This window comes from Agrobacterium sp. V1 (genome assembly GCF_030518355.1).
Lineage (GTDB): Bacteria > Pseudomonadota > Alphaproteobacteria > Rhizobiales > Rhizobiaceae > Agrobacterium > Agrobacterium cucumeris.
Genome location: NZ_JAULSF010000002.1, coordinates 1,843,420 through 1,864,914 on the forward strand (window position 1 = coordinate 1,843,420; position 21,495 = coordinate 1,864,914).

General features: G+C 59.1%; 21 protein-coding genes. 13 read left to right on the plus strand and 8 right to left on the minus strand.

What is annotated here, in order from left to right; genetic code table 11:
• Positions 1 to 3 precede the first annotated feature (3 nt).
• A complete protein-coding gene (locus tag QSV77_RS22260; RefSeq protein ID WP_302735081.1) occupies positions 4 to 1,056 on the plus strand; it encodes a DUF2332 domain-containing protein in 1,053 nt (350 codons plus the stop codon).
• Here the strand turns inward: QSV77_RS22260 and QSV77_RS22265 are convergent.
• Genes QSV77_RS22265 through QSV77_RS22285 form a run of 5 tightly spaced genes read right to left on the minus strand, consistent with a single transcriptional unit; the run spans position 1,053 to position 6,546 of the window.
• Entirely contained in the window at positions 1,053 to 1,607 is a 555-nt protein-coding gene (locus QSV77_RS22265) for a sarcosine oxidase subunit gamma (protein ID WP_302735082.1), read from the minus strand. The two genes, QSV77_RS22260 and QSV77_RS22265, sit on opposite strands and share 4 nt — an antisense overlap.
• Positions 1,600 to 4,560, minus strand: a complete 2,961-nt coding sequence (locus tag QSV77_RS22270) for a sarcosine oxidase subunit alpha (protein ID WP_302735083.1) — start codon at positions 4,558 to 4,560, stop codon at positions 1,600 to 1,602. Before QSV77_RS22270 ends, QSV77_RS22265 begins: the two co-directional genes overlap by 8 nt.
• Entirely contained in the window at positions 4,557 to 4,871 is a 315-nt protein-coding gene (locus tag QSV77_RS22275; RefSeq protein ID WP_137087356.1) for a sarcosine oxidase subunit delta, read from the minus strand. Before QSV77_RS22275 ends, QSV77_RS22270 begins: the two co-directional genes overlap by 4 nt.
• An 11-nt stretch (positions 4,872 to 4,882) precedes the next feature.
• A complete protein-coding gene (locus tag QSV77_RS22280; protein WP_302735084.1) occupies positions 4,883 to 5,293 on the minus strand; it encodes a hypothetical protein in 411 nt (136 codons plus the stop codon).
• Complete coding sequence (locus QSV77_RS22285) at positions 5,293 to 6,546, minus strand: sarcosine oxidase subunit beta family protein (RefSeq protein ID WP_046801680.1); 1,254 nt, start codon at positions 6,544 to 6,546, stop codon at positions 5,293 to 5,295. The genes QSV77_RS22280 and QSV77_RS22285 overlap by 1 nt, the downstream gene beginning before the upstream one ends.
• A gap of 317 nt (positions 6,547 to 6,863) precedes the next feature.
• Between QSV77_RS22285 and rpsU the strand changes: the two genes are divergently transcribed.
• Both rpsU and QSV77_RS22295 read left to right on the plus strand, forming a co-directional pair.
• Positions 6,864 to 7,091, plus strand: coding sequence for a 30S ribosomal protein S21 (rpsU, locus tag QSV77_RS22290; RefSeq protein WP_006313768.1), 228 nt, complete (start codon positions 6,864 to 6,866; stop codon positions 7,089 to 7,091).
• A 135-nt stretch (positions 7,092 to 7,226) separates the two neighbouring features.
• Positions 7,227 to 8,123 (plus strand): tetratricopeptide repeat protein, encoded by an 897-nt coding sequence (locus QSV77_RS22295; protein ID WP_142842476.1) that lies wholly within the window; start codon positions 7,227 to 7,229, stop codon positions 8,121 to 8,123.
• 73 nt (positions 8,124 to 8,196) lie between these two features.
• On the opposite strand, the gene QSV77_RS22300 is transcribed toward QSV77_RS22295, so the two are convergent.
• Positions 8,197 to 8,463 carry a DUF6074 family protein gene (locus QSV77_RS22300; RefSeq protein ID WP_271362773.1) on the minus strand — a complete coding sequence of 89 codons (267 nt, stop codon included), beginning with the start codon at positions 8,461 to 8,463 and terminating at the stop codon, positions 8,197 to 8,199.
• 339 nt (positions 8,464 to 8,802) lie between these two features.
• Here QSV77_RS22300 and QSV77_RS22305 point away from each other — a divergent pair, with 339 nt between their 5' ends.
• Together QSV77_RS22305 and QSV77_RS22310 are read left to right on the plus strand one after the other, a co-directional pair.
• Entirely contained in the window at positions 8,803 to 9,081 is a 279-nt protein-coding gene (locus tag QSV77_RS22305) for an exopolysaccharide production repressor protein (RefSeq protein WP_142842614.1), read from the plus strand.
• A 109-nt stretch (positions 9,082 to 9,190) separates the two neighbouring features.
• Positions 9,191 to 10,183, plus strand: coding sequence for a glycosyltransferase family 2 protein (locus tag QSV77_RS22310; protein ID WP_269701602.1), 993 nt, complete (start codon positions 9,191 to 9,193; stop codon positions 10,181 to 10,183).
• Between the two features lie 191 nt (positions 10,184 to 10,374).
• Here QSV77_RS22310 and QSV77_RS22315 read toward each other — a convergent pair whose 3' ends face one another.
• Positions 10,375 to 11,328 (minus strand): polysaccharide pyruvyl transferase family protein, encoded by a 954-nt coding sequence (locus QSV77_RS22315; RefSeq protein ID WP_302735085.1) that lies wholly within the window; start codon positions 11,326 to 11,328, stop codon positions 10,375 to 10,377.
• A 51-nt stretch (positions 11,329 to 11,379) separates the two neighbouring features.
• A complete protein-coding gene (locus tag QSV77_RS22320; protein ID WP_302735086.1) occupies positions 11,380 to 12,345 on the minus strand; it encodes a glycosyltransferase family A protein in 966 nt (321 codons plus the stop codon).
• Between the two features lie 119 nt (positions 12,346 to 12,464).
• Between QSV77_RS22320 and QSV77_RS22325 the strand changes: the two genes are divergently transcribed.
• The 8 genes from QSV77_RS22325 to QSV77_RS22360 all read left to right on the plus strand — a co-directional run bounded on the left by QSV77_RS22325 (position 12,465) and on the right by QSV77_RS22360 (position 21,427).
• Positions 12,465 to 13,943, plus strand: coding sequence for a lipopolysaccharide biosynthesis protein (locus tag QSV77_RS22325; protein WP_302735087.1), 1,479 nt, complete (start codon positions 12,465 to 12,467; stop codon positions 13,941 to 13,943).
• Positions 13,944 to 14,314: 371 nt separating this feature from the next.
• Complete coding sequence (locus QSV77_RS22330) at positions 14,315 to 15,463, plus strand: acyltransferase (RefSeq protein WP_368045862.1); 1,149 nt, start codon at positions 14,315 to 14,317, stop codon at positions 15,461 to 15,463.
• Positions 15,464 to 15,467: 4 nt separating this feature from the next.
• Positions 15,468 to 16,259: a family 16 glycosylhydrolase gene (locus QSV77_RS22335; protein ID WP_302735088.1), complete on the plus strand. Its 792-nt coding sequence runs from the start codon at positions 15,468 to 15,470 to the stop codon at positions 16,257 to 16,259.
• Positions 16,260 to 16,320: 61 nt separating this feature from the next.
• Positions 16,321 to 17,502, plus strand: coding sequence for a glycosyl transferase family 1 (locus QSV77_RS22340; RefSeq protein WP_302735089.1), 1,182 nt, complete (start codon positions 16,321 to 16,323; stop codon positions 17,500 to 17,502).
• Between the two features lie 17 nt (positions 17,503 to 17,519).
• Positions 17,520 to 18,518, plus strand: a complete 999-nt coding sequence (locus QSV77_RS22345; RefSeq protein WP_302735090.1) for a glycosyltransferase family 2 protein — start codon at positions 17,520 to 17,522, stop codon at positions 18,516 to 18,518.
• Complete coding sequence (locus tag QSV77_RS22350) at positions 18,515 to 19,459, plus strand: glycosyltransferase family 2 protein (RefSeq protein WP_302735091.1); 945 nt, start codon at positions 18,515 to 18,517, stop codon at positions 19,457 to 19,459. The genes QSV77_RS22345 and QSV77_RS22350 overlap by 4 nt, the downstream gene beginning before the upstream one ends.
• Complete coding sequence (locus QSV77_RS22355) at positions 19,459 to 20,454, plus strand: glycosyltransferase family 2 protein (RefSeq protein WP_302735092.1); 996 nt, start codon at positions 19,459 to 19,461, stop codon at positions 20,452 to 20,454. The genes QSV77_RS22350 and QSV77_RS22355 overlap by 1 nt, the downstream gene beginning before the upstream one ends.
• Positions 20,455 to 20,521: 67 nt before the next feature.
• Positions 20,522 to 21,427 carry a UTP--glucose-1-phosphate uridylyltransferase gene (locus tag QSV77_RS22360; protein ID WP_269701588.1) on the plus strand — a complete coding sequence of 302 codons (906 nt, stop codon included), beginning with the start codon at positions 20,522 to 20,524 and terminating at the stop codon, positions 21,425 to 21,427.
• Positions 21,428 to 21,495: the final 68 nt, after the last annotated feature.

Sequence of the window (21,495 nt, forward strand, 5' to 3'; positions counted from 1 at the left end):
CGCATGCATGATGAAGCCGTAAGAAATGCGTTTCTCGTTCAGGCAAGGGCTTGCGACAGCCTTGGCTCGCCCTTTACTGCACGGCTCTGCCGCGCGGTCTCAGCGCGGCTGGATCGCCAGACGGAAGTGGGCCGGAAAATCCTTTCCTGGCCCGGTGATGTTGGCCCCTCCGGTGATTCCGTGCCGCTGCGGCTGGCGGGCGCCCTGCATGCACTTGCCATTGAGGACAAGATCGCGCCGCTTGTCGATATCGCACCTGAAAACGAGGATACGTTGTGGCAGGCCTGCGAGGATGCGTTACGCTTTCACGCGGCCTTTATCCTCGATAGGTTGACATCACCACCGCAGACCAACGAAGTGCGCCGTTCCGCAGTGCTGCTGCCGGGTTTTCTGACGATTGCAGCACTTGCCGGCAAGCCGTTGGCGCTTTCAGAAGTTGGCGCCAGCGCCGGGCTGAACCTGCAATTTGACCGTTACCAGTATCGACTGGGCGACCTTGCATGGGGTGAGACGTCGGATGTCTTTCTCTCGCCGGAATGGCGCGGAAACGCTCCGCCGCCCGGTCGTCGGATTGAGGTCATCGAGCGCGCCGGCTGCGATCTCAACCCACTCGATCCGTCGTCCGCCGAAGATCGCCTGCGGTTGATGTCCTATGTCTGGGCCGATCAGACCGACAGGCTGGAGCGAACGGCAGCGGCTCTACAGATTGCGGTGGAGAACGGCTTGCACGTCGAAAAGGCCGATGCGATCGACTGGCTGAAACGCCGCCTTGCCACACCGCATTCGGGTGCCACCCATGTCGTCTACCATTCCGTCGCCTGGCAATATCTGCCGGATGCCTTGAAGCAGGCCGGCGAAGCCTTGATTGCCGAGGCAGGCGCCCGCGCCACGCCCGAGGCTCCGCTTGCCCGCCTGCAGATGGAGGCGGACCAGACGCCGGGCAGCGCCGCGATTACCCTGCAAATCTGGCCAACCGGCGAGAAACAGGAAATCGGCCGCGCCGATTTTCACGGGCGTTGGGTGGAATGGCGTGGCTGGAAAGACCAGCGGATTTAAACCGCCACGTCCTCAGCCGCCTCCTGCAGCAGCCCGCCGACATAATCGGCGAAGGAGCGCCAGCATTCCACCCGGAACGTATCATCCGCCGTGCGCAACAGCACCACTTCCGCCTTGCCGAAAACCGTGCGTGAGCAGGCCCCGACCGGGAATTTTGCAGGCGAAAGATTCTGCGGGCAACCGGCATTAAGTGCGGCTTCCGCGCCGGGACCGGAGATGATGACGGCTGTATTGCGGTGAGAAACATCGGTTGCCGAAAACAGGCCGGAGACGCCGGAGAGCATGGCCATCAGATCGCTCTCACCCTGATCGATCACCAGCCATTCATCCGGGCCGAGCCAGAGAGCGGAACGCAGACCTGACGTAACGGCGCTTTTCGGGCTCGTGGGCAAAGAAAGACCAAGCGCTTCCGAAAGGGCCGGCACGGCGCTTTCCCGTGCGCGCAGCGACAGCCGTGATGCGGAAGCAGCAGGTTTTAACGAGACGAAGGGCGAGCCGCCATGGAAATCCTCAAGCACGGATTTGCGTTTTGCGTGAAGCATATCAGCCATTGAGACGGGCTCCTTCCTTGTCGAGGAAGACCATGTCGGTCACTTCGACGGCAATGGTTTTATCGGCGAGCGGGATATAAAGCGTTTCGCCCATGCGCGCCCTGCCATCCGCCACCAGCGCAAAGGCAATGGAATGGCCGAGATTTTCCGACCAGTAGGCGGAGGTGACATGGCCGAGCATGGTCATGGGTTTCGGCTGATTCGGATCAACAACGATCTGGCCGCCTTCTTCCGGGACGGTCAGCCTGTCCTTCGTCTTCAGACCCACCAGCTGCTTACGGCCGGAGCGTGTGAGATCGGGGCGCTTGAGACCGCGAATACCGACGAAATCCGTCTTCTTCTTGGAAACCGCCCAGTTGAGCCCGGCATCATCAGGCGTCACCGTGCCGTCGGTATCCTGCCCGACGATGATATAGCCCTTTTCAGCACGCAGGATATGCATGGTCTCGGTGCCATAAAGGCAACCGCCAACGGCTTCGGCCCTTTCCCGGATGGCAGACCAGACGGCTGCGCCGTAATCGGCCGGAACGTTGATTTCGAAACCAAGCTCGCCGGTGAAGGAAACCCGGAAAAGCCGCGTCGGCACGCCGCAGAACTTGCCCTCGGCCACCGCCATATGCGGGAAGGCTTCCGGCGACAGATCGATGCCCTCGACGAAAGGCGCGATCACCTCGCGTGCCTTTGGCCCCTGCACGGCAATGACAGCCCATTGTTCGGTGGCCGAGGTTAGCCAGACGTTGAGATCGGGGAACTCGGTCTGGAGATAATCCTCCATGTGCTGCAGCACACGCGGCGCGCCGCCGGTCGTCGTCGTCACATGGAAACGGTCCTCGGCAAGCCGCCCGACGACGCCATCATCATAAACGAAGCCGTCTTCACGGGTCATGATGCCATAACGGCAGCGACCGGGTTTCAGCGTATCCCAGGCGTTTGTGCAGATGAGGTTGAGGAACTTCGCCGCGTCAGGGCCGACCACCTCAATCTTGCCGAGAGTCGAGGCATCGAAGACGCCAACGCTGTCTCGCACCGTCTTGCACTCCCGGTTCAGCGCTTCATGCATGTCCTCACCCGCGCGCGGGAAAAACCAGGCGCGTTTCCAGTTTCCGACATCCTCGAACACCGCACCTGCTGCCGCCTCTTCATCGTGCATCGGCGTCTTGCGGGCCGGGTCAAACAGCGCGCCGCGCGAATGATTGATGAGTGTGCCGAAGGTGACCGGCGTATAGGGCTGGCGGAAAGTGGTGAGGCCGACCTTCGGCAAATCCCGACCCAGCGCTTCGGATGCGATGGCGAGCCCGTGCATGTTGGACATCTTGCCCTGATCCGACGCCATGCCATTGGTGGTGAAGCGTTTGATATGCTCGACGGAATGCATGCCCTCGCGCACGGCAAGGCGAATATCCTTGGCGCAGACATCATGCTGGAAATCGATGAAGGCCTTGACGCCGGTTCCTTCACCCGCGCCCTCGGCAGCGCCGATCATGCCGCCGGTCCAGCCACGAGCATTCTCGCCGGAAAACTCCACAGCAGAACCGCCTGCGGCCGCCGCCTCGGCAATCAGCGCAGAGAGATCATCCGTGCCGTTGCAGGCGCCTACGGAAACGCAGTCCTGCACATGGATGTCAGGCAGGAAGCGCTGGTTAGCCGCGTCAAACTTCAGCTTGCCGCGCGATTGCGAAAATAGATGTACGGATGGCGTCCAGCCGGCGGAAACCACAAGCGCATCGATGGCGATCTTGCGCTTGTTCGAGCCGCCATTGCGGCCAACTGTCATGGACGACACGCGCAAACGCCCGGCCGTATTATAAACGCTGTGGCCTGCCAGCACCTCGATGCCGAGAGCCCGCGCCTCGTCCAGCAGCAGCCGGTCCGGGTTCTCGCGGCAATCGACAATGGCGGCGATCTTCACGCCGGCCTTTTTGAGGTCGAAAGCCGTTTCATAGGCCGAATCATGGGCGGTGTAGACACCGACATTGTGGCCGACAGCCACCCCGTAATGGTTGAGATAGGTGCGTGCGGCCGATGCCAGCATGATGCCCGGACGGTCATTATTGGCGAAGACCATGTGGCGCTCGATCGCGCCTGCCGCCAGAACGACTTTTTTGGCGCGCACCTGCCACAGCCGCTCGCGCGGCTGGTGTCTGGCGGGCGTGGCGAGATGATCGGTCACGCGTTCGGCCAGCGCCACGAAATTGTGGTTGTAATAACCGAAGGCCGTCGTGCGGGTCAGAACACGGACGTTATGCAGGGATTTCAGTTCGGCGAGAACCTTCTGCGCCCATTCATAGCCGGGCAGGCCATCGATAACCGCCCCCGTGTCGAAGCGCAGCGCGCCGCCGATTTCTGCATTCTCATCCACCAGAATGACGCTGATGCCGGTTTTCGCCGCAGCAAGCGCCGCTGTCAGACCGGCAACGCCACCACCGGCCACCAACAGGTCACAATGGGCATAACGGCCGGAGTAATGATCCGCATCCGGTTCGCTCGGCGCCTTACCGAGACCGGCGGCACGGCGGATGATCGGCTCGTAAATCTTGTGCCAGGCGGCCTTCGGCCACATGAAAGTCTTGTAGTAGAAGCCAGCCGCAAACATCGGCGAAAGGAAGTCGTTGATCGCGCTGATATCAAAGGACAGCGACGGAAAGCGGTTCTGCGAGGCGATGATCACGCCATCGAACACATCCTGCACCGTTGCGCGCACATTGGGCTGCTTGCGCATGCTGTCGCGTGAGACGTCGATCAGCGCATTCGGCTCTTCCGGCCCTGCGGACAGAAAGCCGCGCGGCCGGTGATATTTGAACGAGCGGCCGATCAGATGCACGCCGTTTGCGAGAAGCGCTGAGGCAACCGTGTCACCTTCCAGCGCAGAGTAAATCTTGCCATCAAAGGTAAAGCGCGCGGTTCTGGCGGGCGTCAGGCGACCTGCACCCTTGATACGATAATCGCCGCTCATCGAGCCGCTCCCTTTTCTGCGGAAAGAACCGTCTCGGCATCCGGTTTTGGCTCACCAGCCTTGTAGGTCATCAGAAATTTGTCGCTGACAGAATCGCGGGCGGCGTTAAAGAACCGGCCGCAACCGTGAATGTGGCGCCAGCGTTCAAAAACGAGACCCTTGTCATTGTCGCGAATGAAGAAATATTCGGCGAAAGCCTCGTCCGAGATATCGGCGATATTTTCAGGCCGGGCGATATGGGCTTCGCCCGCCCAGCGGAATTCCAGTTCGGAACGGTCTTCCCCGCAATAGGGGCAATGGATCAGAAGCATCGTCGTTCCACCTACAGAGAATTTTCCGGAAGGACGCTTCCGGCGGGTTGGTCACAGAGCCGCTTTCCCATCGCAACGAAGGGGGAAAGCCGCGTCAGAAGCTGCGCGAAATTATCGAAGGGACGTAGCGCCGAGGCCCGGCCCATATTGACGATGGCAACCGCCATCATGTCGGTGTCGATCGCGAAGGGATAGTCCTGCTCGCCATCCTCATTCTCGCCAACGAAATAGACCATCTTGTCCGCGAGCCTTGGAGCACACAGCAGCAGGCCTTTTTCCGCCACGAAAGGCCAGTCCTTCTCACCCTGCATCTTCGCAATTTTCTGGCTGCGAAAATCCTTGGCCTCGGGAATGATGCTGCCAACGGGCACGGCCACGGCCGCGCCAGACATATTGATCGCGAGCACAGCCGCCGCCAGCATCAATGCGCCACCGCGGCAGCGGCGGCCTCATCGATGAGCCGGCCGGTGCGGAACCGGTCGAGTGTCAGCCCGGCGGCAAGGCGGTGCGGTTCGCCGCGGGCAATGAGATGGGCAAAGAGATTGGCGGAGCCCGGTGTCGCCTTGAAACCACCCGTACCCCAGCCGCAATTAACGAAGAGGTTCGGCACCGGCGTCACGCTCTGGATGGCCGAACGATCCGGTGTGTTGTCGGTAATGCCGCCCCATTGCCGCATCATCTTGACGCGACGGAAGATTGGGAACAGCTCACAGATGGCATCGAGCGTATGGGTGATGATCTGCAGGCCGCCGGTCTGAGAATAGGAATTATACTGGTCGGTCCCCGCCCCGATGACCAGTTCCCCCTTGTCGGACTGCGAAATATAGGCGTGCACCGTGTTGGACATCACGACGCAAGGGAAGATCGGCTTCAGCGGCTCCGACACCAGCGCCTGCAGCGGGTTGGAATGCAGGGGCACCCGCACATCCGCCATCTTCATGAGAACCGAAGAGTGGCCGGCGGCGGAAACGCCGATCTTCTTGGCACCGATGAAACCGCGATTGGTTTCGACGCCCGTCACTGCCCCGTCCGGTCCGCGCCTGATGGCCGTGACCTCGCAATTCTGGATGATGTGTACACCGCGATCGGAGGCCGCGCGGGCATAACCCCAGGCCACCGCATCGTGGCGCGCCGTGCCGCCACGACGCTGAAGTGCCGCGCCATTGATTGGATAACGCGCATTTCCGGAAATATCGAGCGGCGGACAATAGGCCTTGGCCTGTTCGGGCGTCAGCCATTCATTGTCGATGCCATAAAGACGGTTGGCATTGATGTGCCGGCTGAAGGACTGCCGGTCGTGAATATTGTGCGACAGCATCATCACGCCACGCGCCGAATACATGACGTTGTAATTGAGATCCTGGCTCAGGCCTTCCCACAGCTTGAGGGAATGCTCGTAAATATCCATGCTCTCTTCATAGAGATAGTTGGAGCGGATGATGGTGGTGTTGCGGCCGGTATTGCCGCCGCCAAGCCAGCCCTTTTCCAGCACCGCGACATTGGTGATGCCGTGTTCCTTGGCAAGATAATAGGCCGCCCCCAGACCGTGGCCGCCGCCGCCGATGATGATGACGTCATAATCCTTGCGCGGCTCGGGTGATGCCCATTGCGCATCCCACCCTTTATGACCCCTGAGCGCCTCACGCGCCACGGCAAAAACGGAATATTTGCGCATTCGCAATCTGCTCCTCAAGAACCGGCCAGAAACCGGAAGCATAGTTCCGGCCCGTATCATACACATGGCAAATCGGGATGGGAGGCAATATCCATTTTGCGACGCCGCAATGCTTTTGTTTCGACATGGCGGCGAGAATGGCGGAGGGGTCGCATTTTAGCTGTTGTTTGCGGGTTATCGGCTGGACTTGGCGTAAATGATCTGATAATGCACGACACCAATCGCACGGCTAAAAGGCCAAGCGAACGATTTTGTGTTTGCGTGCGAATGCCTTTATTCGCACAGCAAGATAACCAAACTAAAGGAACGGGTTTAACGTGCAGGTACTAGTCCGCGACAATAACGTTGATCAGGCGCTTCGCGCCCTCAAGAAAAAGATGCAGCGCGAAGGCATTTTCCGTGAAATGAAAATGCGCGATTACTACGAAAAGCCCTCCCAGAAGCGCGCCCGCGAAAAGGCTGAAGCCGTTCGCCGCGTTCGCAAGCTGGCACGCAAGCGCGCACAGCGCGAAGGTCTGATTGCGGCCCCGCGCGCGAGCCGTTAATAGGCCGTCTTTTGGACGTTTTTGAATGCTTGTTGGGCGGGGGCGATCAATTCGCCGCCGCTCTTTGTGTTTGTGGTCGGAGACAAATCGTGGGACAACGATTATGAGACCGGCCTGCGAGGGAACCCACACCGAATGATCGCTGTCGATGCCTGTGTTGTGAAAAACTCCGATGCCTCCACGCGCCGGGTGCCATTGAAAAACAACAGGGGGTTTCGCGCTTCTCTGGTCGTCTGCACCGTGCTTGCCGGTCTTTCCGGTTGCGCCACATCCAACCAGACGGAAGACGTGTTCAGGATCGACCGCGCCCAGGGTTCGCAGGAAAACATCGCCTCGCTCACCTCGGTCATCAACGCCAATCCGCAGGATCCGGAAGGCTACAATGTTCGTGGCTCGGCTTACGGCCGCGCCGGTGATTCCCGCCGCGCCATCGAAGACTTCAACAAGGCACTGCAGCTGAACCCGCGCTTCTACCAGGCTTATGCCAACCGCGCGCTCGTTTATCGCAACTCCGGTCAGCAGCAGCAGGCCCTGCAGGACTATAACGCCGCCCTGCAGATCAATGCGAGCTACGATGTGGCGCTGATCGGCCGTGGCAATCTTTACCGCCAGTCGGGACGGGTCAACGAAGCCTTCAACGACTTCTCCCGCGCCATCGAGCTTGAAACCACCGACGGACGCGCATGGCACAATCGCGGCCTGATCTACCAGCTGCGCAACCAGCACGCCCAGGCCATCGAGGACTTCTCCAAGGCGATTTCCCTGTCATCCACCTCGCCGGAACCGTATAACGGCCGTGGCCTCTCCTATGTCGCCTTGAACGACGATGAAAACGCCTTCGCGGATTTCAATCACGCCATTTCGCTTGATGGCAATGTCGCCGAATCCTGGGCCAACCAGGCGTTGGTCTATGAGCGCCGCGGCGAGATGGCCAAGGCCGCCAAGTCCTATTCCCACGCGGCGCGGCTCGATCCGAAATACAAGCCGGCGCTCGATGGTGTTGCCCGCACACGCGGCGCCAGCGCCTCCTGAAGCCAGACGGACACCAACAAAAAAGCCGGCGGAGCACAGCACCCGCCGGCTTTTTCATGAGAAAATCAAAGCCTCAATGGCTGTCGCGACGCGCCTCGGGGGCAGCATCGCCCGACCACAATTCGGCCTGCACCGCGTTTTGAAATTCCATGACCTCGCGCCGCATGGCGGCGTCCTCATAGCCTAATCCCGTCAGATAGGCGGCCAGCTCACGGCACTCCCTGCGCCAGAAATCATTCGCCTCCACACCATGCAGACGGTCAAGCATGGCTGCACACCGTTTTACGTCGGCAATGCGGTTCTTTGCCGGAAAGGCGATTACTTCTGAACTCGTCGTCACGCGGGCACCCTGCTCTTCGAGGAATCAATACCGACTTTTTAAAGGCGAGATGGTTAACGAAGTCTGCAGGGCGGCGGCGACAGCCCGCAATAGCCGGTCAAAGAGCGATTCTATGCCTGTCCGAAGCCAGAAACCGGGTTTCAAAACAGACCCGACAGAGGGAAATCATCGATTACCAAGGAATTTACCAATCAAGATTACCGAAATTTCATGCTGCGCCAGATAGAAGAAGTATATGTGTGTTGAAACAACACCAGTCTCATCGTATATTTCTTGCAAAGAAAAAAAATGCCGCAGCGCAGCCAAAAACGGAGAAATCGTTCTCGGGAGGAGAGCACCATGTATGCACCTCGTGTCTTTTTCAGCATGATCGGTGCATTGCTTACCTTTGCGGTTGCTACATATTTCATTCACGGGTCGTTCTATACGGCGTTCATCCAGACCCTCATCTGCGCCGTCCTTCTGCAAGTCGGTTATTTTATTGTAATTCTGGTTCTGGTCGCCCGCGAAAAGCGCCGGTTGCGTGAGACATTCGCGCATGATCGCAGCGCTGAAACCATGACGGCCGAGACAGCCAAAAGCGCCCCGCCGCATGGCGCGAAACTGAGCGATATGTGAGCTTTCAAACATCGGCTTTTGTTGCGTCGCAAAAATATCGCTTGCATCCATATCCCTGACACTTTCTGCTGGCCAAATCCTGACGGTCGTCAAAGCATAAGGACATCCCATGGTGAGTGGTTCACAGCCCGTTTGCGTCATCATCGCTGCGAAAAATGCCTCCGAAACGATCGATATCGCCATCCGCTCCGCGCTTGTGGAGCCGGAGGTCGGCGAAGTGGTGGTAATCGACGATGGTTCTACCGATACGACAAGCGATGTCGCGCATGCGGCCGATGACGGTACCGGTCGCTTGCGGGTGGTGCGCTTCGACGTCAATCGCGGACCTTCCGCTGCCCGCAACCATGCGATCTCGATTTCCTCTGCGCCGCTTATCAGCATTCTCGATGCGGACGACTTCTTTTTCAGAGGCCGTTTCACCGCCATGCTGGCTGATGACGACTGGGATCTGGTCGCCGACAATATCGCCTTCATCCAGCAATCGGTTCCGGGCGCATCCTCCATGCAGCCGGCGCGCTTTGAACCTGAGGCCCGGTTTCTGTCGCTTGCGGAATTCGTGGAAGGCAATATTTCCAGGCCCGGCGTGGAGCGCGGAGAGACGGGTTTCCTGAAACCGGTGATACGCCGCGACTTTCTCGACAAACATGCGCTGCGCTACGACGAGGCCCTGCGGCTGGGCGAAGATTACGAGCTTTACGTTCGCGCGCTTGCCGCCGGCGCTCGCTACAAGGTCATCCGCCATTGCGGTTACGGCGCGATCGTGCGCGGTAATTCGCTGAGCGGACGTCACAGCACCGAGGACCTTCGCCGCTTATACGAGGCGGACAGGGCCATCCTTGCCGGCTGCAGGCTGTCCGCCGATGAGGCCGCGATCCTTCGAGAACATGAAAAACATATCCGCGCCAAATTCGAGCTTCGCCATTTTCTCGATGCGAAAAAGCAGAAAGGCATGGGTGGCGCGCTGACCCACGCTCTTGCGCGTCTGCCTGCCCTGCCCGCCATCACACGCGGTATCCTGACCGACAAGACCGCGCGTTTCCGCAAGCCGTCGCAGCCGGTGCGGGATGTGCGATATCTTCTGGATGGCACACCGGTTTCGTGAGGGAAGAATGGACTGGATTGGGCAACACCGCGCTCAATACTCTGACGTCATCCTCGGGCCTGCCCCGAGGATCTAATCACGTCGCATAAAATCGGTCGGCTGCGGATCCTCGGGACAAGCCCGAGGATGACGACGGAGAGGTCGGTGACCTCTCTTCCAGGCAAATTTTACCCCATCCGGTGCTTTCGCCCCTAGAGATAATCCCGCTTGATCGTTTCCAGCACGGCGGAAAAACGCTCCTTGCGTTCTTCCAGCCTGCCATCCGGGCTGAGACGCGGCTCCGCCCGGCTTGCTTGCCACAGCGCCAGGGTGGAAGGTGCGGCCAGTACCTGCTTTGCCAGTTTGCGCAGCGACAGCGATTGCGTTTCCTGCGGCCGCACCAGAACATCACCCTCATGCACCGGAACTGAGCTGGTCTCGGCAATAACGGGGGCTGGCGGCGGCGGAAAATTCATGCCCCAGAAGCGCGAGCCCTTTTTTGCCGCCTCGGCACGGGTGGAAACCGGTACGTAACGCGGCTGATATTCCACGCCGACGGTGCCTGCCCAATCGCTCCATTTGAAGCTGTTGATCGAGGGGGATGTGCTGACCGCCACCCATGGCACGCGGAAGGCATCGGCAAGAATTGCACCATGCATGGATTCGGCGACGATAAATTCCGACTGGGCAATGGCACGGATGACCGCCTTCGCCTCACCGCGCGGGTCGAGATAGGTCAGCCCCGCCGGTTCACACACCGTTTCCCACATGCCAAATTCCGCCGATTCCCAATGGGGAACGAAGGTCTTCTTGTGGATTTTCGGCAGGCCTTTGAAGTCCGGCATCTCGGTGACCATGACGGCGGGATCAACGATGCCCATTTCCGGCGAAAGCCCGAGCTTGGCGGCGGTTTTTTCGCCGCGCACACAGCGAATATCCCAGAACCCGGTGCCCGTATCCGGCACCGCGCCATAACCATAACCGCTGCCGATCACCAGCTTGCGCTGCTTTGCCGGCAGCAGGGTGTCGTTGAGAACGGTGCCGACCCCGACAAGCATCACATCGTCATGCACATCGCGCAGGCCTGGAAGCAGAAAATCCCACAGCCACAGATTGAGATCGTCACCGAAATTGCCATGATGCGATTCCCAGTGGTAAGGTTTCATGAGGTCACTCCTGGGTGAAAAACATATAAATTCTTGCAGGCGAGAATTCGCTCATCTTGTGCGAACGATTTTTCCTGCACCGAGCTCAAAAGCGGCCCGAAGAAGTGCGGGATCGCGCATTGCCCACTTCAGGAGCAACCCGAATTCGGGAATTTTACGCCGTTTCAGATTGCCCGCCTGGCTCCACAGCGCCTGTTTACGGGCCGTGTTTTTATAGGAAGCGATTGACGCCACATCGGCCGGCCGACGGGAAAAACGTCCCTCCAGAGTGTCGAGCGCCACCCAGGTATTGAACTGCTGACGGAGGAATTCCGGCGAGGTATTGTCGATGCTGTGGAAGATATTGACGCCCATGCCGCGCATCGCACCGGCATCGTCACATAGAAGCGTCCGCTTCGATGCAAGGATGCAATCGCAAAAAAACAGCACATCTTCCGCAGCCAGTCTCAGCGCCGGATCGAAGCGTATCTTTTCAAACAGCGGACGGCCGATCACCATGCAGGAGAGGTGCAGGAAACTCCAGTTGCGCAGCATGACGCTTGCCAGATCCGGCAGTTCGATCACCAGCGGCTTCTCGGAAAGCCTTGCCGCACCTTCGTTCTTTTCCAGTTCCGAAATGGCAAAATGATAATAAAATTCGTCACTTGCCTGCATCGATGCCCAGTAGCACTCGCCGCGATAGGTCTCAAGCGCGAAGGCAGCATTCTGCAGATGGTCGGGTGTCCAGATATCGTCGGAATCGAGAAAAGCGACGTAGTCGCTACCAGCAGGCACATTGTCGAGACCGGTATTGCGCGCGCCGCCAGGCCCACCATTGGCCTGCTTAATGACAAGAATCCGGTCTTTCTCACCCTGCGAAAGTTCCGCAAGTTCGCTTTCGATCGGATATGGCGATTCGTCATCGACGATGACAAGATCGAAATCCTGGTAAGTCTGCGCAAAAACCGATGCGAGTGCACGTCCAAGAATTCCGTGCTGCTTTTGGTAATAGGGAATGACGACAGTAAATCTTGCCATTGTTTCGCCCCTTGCGTTGATCAAGAAGTGTCGGGCCCGATCCTAAAAGCGGCCCCGATGGTATCGGCAACTCCCAACCGGCGATCCTCCCCGCCGGCCTCCAGAAACAGGATGCTTGTATGCCCCCAGCTCCAAATGTAAAGACCATCACCACCAATGTGGGGTGGAGCGTCCTGTCAAAAACAGGGACATTCGGGCTTAAGTTTGTCACGGTCCCCATTCTCGCAAGACTGCTTTCCCCGGAAGAATTCGGCGTCGTTGCGGTAGGACTTACGGTTGTACAGTTCCTGACCATGATTGCCGGCGCGGGGCTGACATCGGCGCTGATCGTCGAAAAAGAAGAGGATATGGATACGATCCATACCGTCTTCTGGGCCAATCTGGCGATTTCCTGCACCATGGCCGCTGTGCTTTACATCTTCGCGGAATTTTTTGGCGGCCTGCTGGGCGCAGTGGAGAGCGCTTATCTCCTGCGCATCATGGCCTTTCTCATTCCGCTGCAGCTGGCCGGTGATGTCGCCTATTCGTTGCTTGCCCGGCGCATGAACTTCAGCAAGGACGCGCTGTGGAGCATGGCGTCGGAAAGCATCGCGGCGGTCGTCGCCGTGGCGATGGCGCTTCTCGGCTTCGGGGTCTGGGCGCTCATCATCCAGCTTTTTGCCGCAGCACTTATCCGGCTGGTCGGGCTTTACGCCGTTTCCCGCTATTGCCCGCGTTTCGTCATGAAACCGCGCCGTCTGGTGCCGCTTCTCGGTTTTAGTTCCGGGCTTATGGGGTCGGAAATCGCCAATTTCGTCACTTTCCAGTCGCCGATGGTGGTGATCGCCCGGCATCTCGGCCTTGCCGATGCCGGCGCCTATTCCGCCTCCAACCGCTTTGCCAGCATTCCCAATCAGGTGGTGCTATCCGCCGTCATGGGGGTTTTGTTTCCCGCCTTCAGCCGAATGATGGACGATCCGCAGCGCCGTCGCGACGCCCTGATGTTCAGCACGCAGGTGCTGACCGTACTGCTTGCGCCGATGATGTTCGGCCTCTGGGCAGTGGCCGAACCAGCCATGCTGGTCATCTTCGGGCAAAACTGGGCCTATGCCTGGCCGGTCCTCGGTCTGCTCGCCCTGTCAAAGGCCATTCTGACGCCGTGCAGCACGTTCATCCCCTATTTGAAGGGCGCGGGTTACGGCCGTGTACTGTTCTGGTCTGCGACGCTCCGCGCCATCGTGACCACGCTAGCCGTCTGGCTGGCCGCGATTTATGGCACGCTGATCGATGCCATGGTGTGGCTCTGCATCGTCAATGCGGTGACGCTGGTCGCCTATTCCTGGGCGGTGTTCAAGGCAAGCAACACGCCGTTTCTCCGCGGCCTCTATGTCAGCAGCAGGCCAATGATCGCAGCGTTGATCATGGCGGTTTCGGTGCGTTATCTGCTTCATGTGCTTGCAGACCGCATCCCGAGCGCCACCCTTCAGGTTCTCGTCGGCGCGGCCGTCGGCGGCGTCATCTATGCGGTGCTGATCCTGTTGACGGAACGCGCGCTGCTGGGGAAAATTCTCGGAATGGTGAAATCGCGGCGCATGCGGGGCGCCGCAACCCAAGGTTAGAAATCTCGCGAAAAAACGCGCCTCATTTCCGCCGTTAAGCCACCTTGTCGCGGTGATTTCATTGAACTCGACAAGGTGGCGCCGCCTCTCTTTTTGCAGCGCAACATCACGACAAATGACAAATTCACACGCTTCAGCGATTTTTAATGATGCGTGATTTTTAAAAAACTCTATTTATTTCAGTACTTTGATTTTTCTCGGCCGCAGAAATAGCGCTAAGGCCAGACAATCACCCGCAAAATCTAATCTTGTGTTTTTCCCGCGTCGCCACATTTTATCCCAAAGTCGAAACCAGACTTTCCAGTGCGGGCTTAAGTTCGCTCTGGTTGCAACGCGGCGTGGGGAGACGCCGCCCAATAGGGGTGACTGATGTGACTGTCGATCAGAACCTATCCTCCCGTATCAATTTGATGCGCATATTGTTGATTTCAGGAATCGTGTTCGTCCATGTGCCGCACGATGCCGAAACCAGCCCATTTCTTGGCCTTTATGGCTTCTTTGACTGGCTGCGGGTTTTTCTGGGCGATGCACTGTTCCGCATCGGCGTGCCCTGTCTCAGCGCCATTTCCGGTTATCTGCTGTTTCGCCGCGGCATGAGCGGTTTCGATTATCCGGCGACGATCCGCTCCAAGTCGAAAACCGTGCTGCTGCCCTTCCTTCTGTGGAATGGCGCGCTGTTTGCCGCCGTGCTGCTTATCCAGCTGTTCGACCTTGGCGTCGGCTATTTCCCTGATCTGTGGAACGCCAGCCCGCGGGAAATCATCAGTCACGGAACGGCGCTTGAAGAGCTGCCGGTCAACGTGCCGCTATATTTCCTGCGTGATCTCTTCGTCTGCATTCTGCTGTCGCCGGTGCTTGCCTTTCTGATGCGCCGTTTCGCGCTGCCGACGCTGGCAATCCTGCTCATCATCACCGCCATGCCTGATTTGACGATCTTCATCGTCCAGAAGAAATCCATCCTTTTCAGTTTTTCGCTCGGCATTGCACTTGCCCTGCATCGGGTCGATGTCAAGGCACTCGATCCTTACGCCGTGCCGATCATGGCGCTGACCTTTGCCGCTTCGGCCATGCTGGCCACCGGCCTTTATTTCACCGGCCCGGAATTCACCTTCTGGCTCAACATGTCGCGCAATCTTTTGGCCGTCTTCGGCGCGCTCGGCTTCTGGGTCTCTTCCTCGATACTGATCCGCAGCCGGCTTGGCCAGCGGCTTGCCGAAACCGGCAGCCTGAGCTTCTGGATATTCTGCGCCCATTACCCGTTGCTCGTCATCATGTGGATGGTGTGGAACAGGGGCGGACCGGATTTCTATCCCGCCTTCTATATCAGCGCGACGCTGTCGGCCTTTGCCATTCTGGTGGTCAGCAACGCACAGACCCGCAAATACCTGCCGGCCGTCTATGGCGTATTGACGGGAAGCCGCAACGGCAAACCCAAGCCGAAAGCCGATTTTGCGGCAAAACGGGGCGCCATCATCGGCCCGCCCACATCCGAAACACTTTATTCGCAACGACAGAGGTGAACCAATGACAACATTTGTCACCCGCGTTCAGACACGCATTCTTCTCGCCGCAGCCCTCTCGGCCACGGCTTTGGCAGCACCGCTTCATGCACAGGAAGGCAACGGCACGTCCTTCATCGAGAACTTCGACCAGATGGACAGAAGCTTCTGGTACGTCTCCGATGGCTGGAACAATGGCGCGCATCAGAACTGCACCTGGTCGAAGAAGCTGGCGACGGTGGAAAACGGCCAACTCACGCTTGGTTTCGAGGAAGCCAAGGCCGGCGAGCGCAATTTCGCCTGCGGTGAAATCCAGACCAAAGGCCGTTATCGCTATGGCACCTATGAGGCACGCATGAAGGCTGCCACCGGCTCGGGCCTGAACTCGGCCTTCTTCACCTATATCGGCCCGACCGATAAAAAGCCGCATGACGAAATCGACTTCGAGGTGCTGGGCAGGAATACGGGCCAGGTACAGCTGAACCAGTATATTTCCGCCAAGGGCGGCAATGAGAAGCTGGTACCGGTGGAAGGCGGAGCCGATGCCGGCTTCAACGATTATGCCTTCGTCTGGGAGCCGCAGCGCCTGCGTTATTACGTCAACGGCAAGCTCGTCCATGAAGTGACCGACGAGACGAAAATCCCGCAAAACGCCCAGAAGATTTTCTTCAGCCTGTGGGGCACCGACACGCTGAAGGACTGGATGGGCAAGTTTTCCTACTCCGGCGCGACGCAGATGATCGTTGACCGGTTTGCCTTCACGGCGCTCGGCGACAAATGCCAGTTCCCGGAATCCATCGCCTGCGCCCTCAACTGATTTTTTTGAACCAACCCGTCATCCGCGGCGTCTCTGACGCATGAACCAACCGGACCCTTGCATGACCCATGTTCTTTATCTCGCGCATGATCTGTCGGACCCCGCCATTCGCCGGCGGGTGCTGACCCTGCTTGCGGGTGGGGCGCGCGTCACGCTGGCCGGCTTCCGGCGCGGACAGAACCGGCTGGCAGAGATTGAAGGCGTCGTGCCCGTCGTGCTTGGGGAAACCGCCGACGGGCAATTTCTGCAGCGCATGGCGGCGGTGGCGAAAGCCAGCCTTTCGCTGGGCAAAACCCTCCACGACACCCCCACGCCCGATGTAATCCTCGCCAGAAACCTGGAAATGCTGGCGCTGGCAAAACGCGCCATGTCGATCTATGACCGGCAGCCGGCGCTGGTTTATGAATGTCTCGACATTCACCGCCTGCTTCTCAACAAGGGCAAGCCCGGACAAATGCTGAATGCCGCGCAGCGTTATTTCGCCCGCGACGCCAAACTGCTGGTGACGAGTTCCCCGGCTTTCGTGGAGCATTATTTCAAGCCGGTTTCCGGCCTTAATCTTCCCGTGCTGCTACAGGAAAACAAGGTGCTGGCGCTTGACGCCACCGTTGCCGCCACGCCGCAACCGCGCCCGCCCGCCCCGGATGAGCCATGGAAAATCGGCTGGTTCGGCGCGCTTCGCTGCCGCAAATCGCTCGAAATCCTTGCCGAATTCGCGAAGCGCATGGATGGCAGGGTCGAAATCATCCTGCGCGGCCGGCCGGCCTATTCGGAATTTTCAGATTTCGACGGCTTCGTGGCTGCCGTCCCGCATGTGCATTTCCATGGGCCTTACAAGAACCCCGAAGACCTTGCCGCCATCTACAACGAGGTGCAGTTCACCTGGGCGATCGACTTTTTCGAGGAAGGCCAGAATTCCAGCTGGCTGCTGCCCAACCGGCTGTATGAGGGCTGCCTTTATGGCACCCTGCCGATTGCGCTTGCCGGCACGGAAACCGCCCGCTTCATCGACAGGCGCGATATCGGCTTTATCCTGCAAAATGCCCGCCCGGAGGACCTCGCCGCCCTGTTCGGCCAGATGACGCCGCAAACTTACGCGGACGCCTTCGACACCCTCTCGGCAATAGACAGCAAACAATGGCTCACCGACCGCGACGATTGCCGTCAGCTGGTCCAGCACTTGTCCTCACTTGCAAAATCCGCTTCCGGCCATGCCCGTGAAGCGCAGTTTTCACCCGTGTAATGCGTAGGGGGCAAATCATGGAAGGTCGTGGCAATTCCGGCATCAGAACATTGATCGTCATTCCCTGCCTCAACGAGGCAACTACGATCGAGGGGCTGCTCAACAAGTTCACCGTCGCAATGAACGGTCGCGTTTTCCGCATCGTGGTTGCCGATGGCGGCAGCACGGATGGAACACGCGATATCGTCACCGCCTTTACGGCAAAGGACGAGCGCGTCACGCTGCTTGCCAATCCGAAGCGCATCCAGAGCGCCGGCATCAACCTTGCCGTCGCCACCTTCGGCGAGGATTTCGACTATCTCATCCGCATCGACGCCCATGGCGATTATCCCGATGATTATTGCCAGCGGCTGATCGAGGATGCGGAGCGCACCGGCGCGGACTCCGTCGTCGTCGCCATGGATACCGTTGGCCACGGCCTGTTCCAGAAGGCGACGGCCATCGCCCAGAATTCCAAGCTCGGCAATGGCGGCTCCAAGCACCGCGAAGGCGCGAAAGGCCACTGGATAGACCATGGCCACCACGCGCTGATGCGGATTGCCGCTTTCGATGCAGTCGGCGGTTATGATGAGAGCTTCAGCCACAATGAGGATGCCGAGCTGGACTTCCGGCTGCGCAAATCCGGTTTCCGCATCTGGATGACCGACAAGACCCGCATGACCTATTATCCGCGCGCCAGCGTCATGCCGCTGTTCCGGCAATATCTCGCCTATGGCCGCGGCCGGGCGAAGAACCTGTTGAAACATCGCTCCATTCCGAAAATCCGCCAGATGATTCCGCTGGCCGTGCTGCCGGTCTTCATCTTCGCCTTGCTGTCGCTTGTGCACTGGGCCGCACTTATTCCGCTTGGCCTCTGGATCGCCGCATGTGTCGGTTATGGCTTGTGGATGGCAATAGGTCAGAAAAACCCATACGGCCCGCTCGCCGCCTTTTCGGCGATGGTGATGCATCTGGCCTGGTCCACCGGTTTCTGGCTGGAACTCCTGAAATTCCGGGGAAGAAAGGCTGTCTCATGACCGACAACACCGTCACCCGCCCAGATGATTCGAAAACCGTCGATATCGGCATCTGCACCTACAGACGCCCGGCACTCGTCGCCACACTTCTGTCACTCTTCGAACTCGACGTGCCGGAAGGCGTGACAGTTCGGCTGATTGTCGCGGATAATGATGAGGAGCCGAGCGCCAAGGCAAGCGTCGATCGGCTGCGCGAAACCGCCCCCTTCGAGATCACCTATGTGCATTGCCCGAAGTCGAATATTTCGATTGCCCGCAATGCCTGCCTGTCGGAATGCAAGGCGGATTATCTGGCCTTTATCGACGATGACGAAACCGCCCCGCCGCATTGGCTGGCCGCCCTTCTGGAAAAGGCCGATGAAACCGGTGCGGAAACCGTTCTCGGCCCGGTGACGGCCGTCTACCGCGAAAACGCGCCGGGCTGGATGAAACGCGGTGATTTCCACTCCACGGTTCCGGTCTGGGTTAATGGCGAGATCATCACCGGGTATACCTGCAACACGCTGCTTAAGATGGATGCGCCCTCGGTGAAAGGCCGGCGCTTCGCACTGGCGCTCGGCCAGAGCGGTGGCGAAGACACCCATTTCTTCTCGCATCTTCACGCCGCCGGCGGCCGTATCGTCTTTGCGGACGATGCCACGCTGTCGGAGCCGGTGCCGGAAAATCGCGCAAGTTTCATGTGGCTTGCCAAACGCCGCTTTCGCTCCGGCCAGACCCATGGCCGGGTGCTGGCTGAAAAGAAACCCGGTGCACACCGTGTGGTTCAGGTGCTGAAGGCAGGTTCGAAAGTGGTCTATTGCGCCGTCTTCGCCGCATTGAACAGCTTTAACGCCGTTCGCCGCAACCGTTATGCACTGCGTGGCGCGCTGCATATGGGCTCAGTGAGCGGCGCCTTCGGCGTGCGCGAAATCCGCCAATATGGCGCGGTGGAGGCGACCTGATGGAGAACCTTGCCCCGTCGCCCGATATCAGCTTCGTCATCGCCGCCTATAATGCCGCCGATACGATCGAAGCCGCCATTCAAAGCGCGCTCGGCCAGCAGGGTGTGACGCTGGAAGTGATCGTCGTCGACGACCGTTCCGCCGATGACACCATTGCGCTCGTGGAAGGTATCGCCGTCATCGACCCGCGTGTCCGTCTGCTTGCTCTTGCCGAAAATCTCGGACCGGGCGGTGCCCGCAATGCCGGCATCGAAGTCGCGACCGGACGCTGGATCGCCGTGCTTGATTCCGACGATGTCATACGCCCCGAGCGTTCCGCCTGCATGATGTGCCGGGCGGAAGCCGCAGGTGCCACGATTGCGGTCGATAATCTCGATGTCGTCTATACCGACGGCAGGCCGATGGAGACGATGTTTCTGGAAGAGTTTCTGGAGGAACGGGCGGTTCTCACCCTTGAGGACTTCATTTCCTCCAACATCCTGTTCCGCGCCACTTTCAATTTCGGCTATATGAAGCCGATGTTCCGGCGCGACTTACTCAATGCCGAGGGACTGCGTTTCCGCGAGGATATTCGCATTGGCGAGGATTACATCCTGCTCGCCTCAGCGCTCGCCGCCGGTGGTCTCTGCGTCATCGAACCCAAACCGGGTTACATCTACAATATCCGCGAAGGCTCGATTTCGCGCGTACTCGAACTTCATCACGTCGAAGCGATGATGCGGGCGGATCAGGAATTCCTGAGCCATTACACTTTGCTGCCGGCCGCCATGGATGCGCAGCAGGCGAGAGCCCGCAGCCTGCAGCTGGCGCATAATTTTTTGACATTGGTGGAAAACATCAAGAGCCGTTCGGTACTCGGCGCCTTGAAGACCACGATAAGGGATCCTGCCGTGCTGGGGCATTTGCGAATGCCGATTGCAGTGCGGCTGAGGAGGCTGCGGGACGCCATGTTTGCGCCCGCAGCAAATACAGGGGTGAAAAGACAGATTTCGTGAAATTTGCGCGTGGACGAAATCTGCGCGGGGACTGGGGACAGATCAAACCTTGATGAAGGAGAACGCGATGGACCTGAACAAAACTGTCAGAAAAGCCGTCATTCCCGTAGCTGGCAACGGCACACGGTTTTTGCCCGCCACCAAGGCGATGCCGAAGGAAATGCTGACGATCGTCGACCGGCCGGTCGTGCAATATGCTGTCGACGAGGCCATGCAGGCCGGCATCGAGCACATTATTTTTGTGACCAGCCGCAACAAGACCGCCATCGAAGACTATTTCGACAGCGCGCCTGAGCTCATCAATACGCTCACCCGCTCCGGCAAGACGGTGCAGGTATTGCAGCTGGAAAAGATGCTGCCGGTTGCCGGCACAGTGAGCTATACGCGCCAGCAGGTGCCGCTCGGTCTCGGCCACGCCGTCTGGTGCGCGCGTGAACTGGTGGGCAAGGAGCCTTTCGCCCTGCTTCTGCCTGACATGGTTTCCTATGGCGCGCGCGGCTGCATTGCCGGGCTGATGGAACTTTATGACGAAGTCGGCGGCAATATTCTCGGCGTCGAGGAATGCCTGCCGGAAGAAGTGTCGTCCTATGGTGTCGTTGGCGTCGGCCAGAAGGTCAATCATGGCTTCGCCGTCACCGAAATGGTCGAAAAGCCGGAACCATCCAAGGCGCCTTCGAATTATTACCTGAATGGCCGTTACATTCTGCAGCCGGAAATCTTCGATATTCTTGCAAAGCAGGAACGCGGCGCGGGCAATGAAATCCAGCTGACCGACGGCATGAAGCGGCTTGCCGAAAAGCAGGCTTTCCATGCGCAGAAATATGGTGGTCGCACCTTTGACTGCGGCAGCAAGCAGGGTTTCATAGCCGCCAACGTCGCTTTCTCGCTTATGCGCGCCGACATGGAGGCGCAGGTTCTCGCTTCCGTGAAGGAACTGGTGGCAAACCACGAAAGCCGCGTTCGGGCGGCCTGACTTTAATCGCGCCGCCGGGGAGGCGGCTGGCGCACCAATAACGGGGGGCGGGAAGGCGAGCAAGGGCT

Bases quoted from the DNA above. Each gene is read 5' to 3' on its own strand.
- QSV77_RS22325 (WP_302735087.1), top strand. From the start codon at position 12,465: ATGCCCCCAGCTCCAAATGTAAAGACCATCACCACCAATGTGGGGTGG.
- QSV77_RS22275 (WP_137087356.1), bottom strand. From the start codon at position 4,871: ATGCTTCTGATCCATTGCCCCTATTGCGGGGAAGACCGTTCCGAACTG.
- QSV77_RS22315 (WP_302735085.1), bottom strand. From the start codon at position 11,328: ATGAAACCTTACCACTGGGAATCGCATCATGGCAATTTCGGTGACGAT.
- QSV77_RS22310 (WP_269701602.1), top strand. From the start codon at position 9,191: ATGGTGAGTGGTTCACAGCCCGTTTGCGTCATCATCGCTGCGAAAAAT.
- QSV77_RS22350 (WP_302735091.1), top strand. From the start codon at position 18,515: ATGACCGACAACACCGTCACCCGCCCAGATGATTCGAAAACCGTCGAT.
- QSV77_RS22305 (WP_142842614.1), top strand. From the start codon at position 8,803: ATGTATGCACCTCGTGTCTTTTTCAGCATGATCGGTGCATTGCTTACC.
- QSV77_RS22280 (WP_302735084.1), bottom strand. From the start codon at position 5,293: ATGCTGGCGGCGGCTGTGCTCGCGATCAATATGTCTGGCGCGGCCGTG.
- QSV77_RS22295 (WP_142842476.1), top strand. From the start codon at position 7,227: ATGATCGCTGTCGATGCCTGTGTTGTGAAAAACTCCGATGCCTCCACG.
- QSV77_RS22360 (WP_269701588.1), top strand. From the start codon at position 20,522: ATGGACCTGAACAAAACTGTCAGAAAAGCCGTCATTCCCGTAGCTGGC.
- QSV77_RS22285 (WP_046801680.1), bottom strand. From the start codon at position 6,546: ATGCGCAAATATTCCGTTTTTGCCGTGGCGCGTGAGGCGCTCAGGGGT.
- QSV77_RS22345 (WP_302735090.1), top strand. From the start codon at position 17,520: ATGGAAGGTCGTGGCAATTCCGGCATCAGAACATTGATCGTCATTCCC.
- QSV77_RS22270 (WP_302735083.1), bottom strand. From the start codon at position 4,560: ATGAGCGGCGATTATCGTATCAAGGGTGCAGGTCGCCTGACGCCCGCC.
- QSV77_RS22265 (WP_302735082.1), bottom strand. From the start codon at position 1,607: ATGGCTGATATGCTTCACGCAAAACGCAAATCCGTGCTTGAGGATTTC.
- QSV77_RS22260 (WP_302735081.1), top strand. From the start codon at position 4: ATGCATGATGAAGCCGTAAGAAATGCGTTTCTCGTTCAGGCAAGGGCT.
- QSV77_RS22320 (WP_302735086.1), bottom strand. From the start codon at position 12,345: ATGGCAAGATTTACTGTCGTCATTCCCTATTACCAAAAGCAGCACGGA.
- QSV77_RS22335 (WP_302735088.1), top strand. From the start codon at position 15,468: ATGACAACATTTGTCACCCGCGTTCAGACACGCATTCTTCTCGCCGCA.
- QSV77_RS22355 (WP_302735092.1), top strand. From the start codon at position 19,459: ATGGAGAACCTTGCCCCGTCGCCCGATATCAGCTTCGTCATCGCCGCC.
- QSV77_RS22340 (WP_302735089.1), top strand. From the start codon at position 16,321: ATGACCCATGTTCTTTATCTCGCGCATGATCTGTCGGACCCCGCCATT.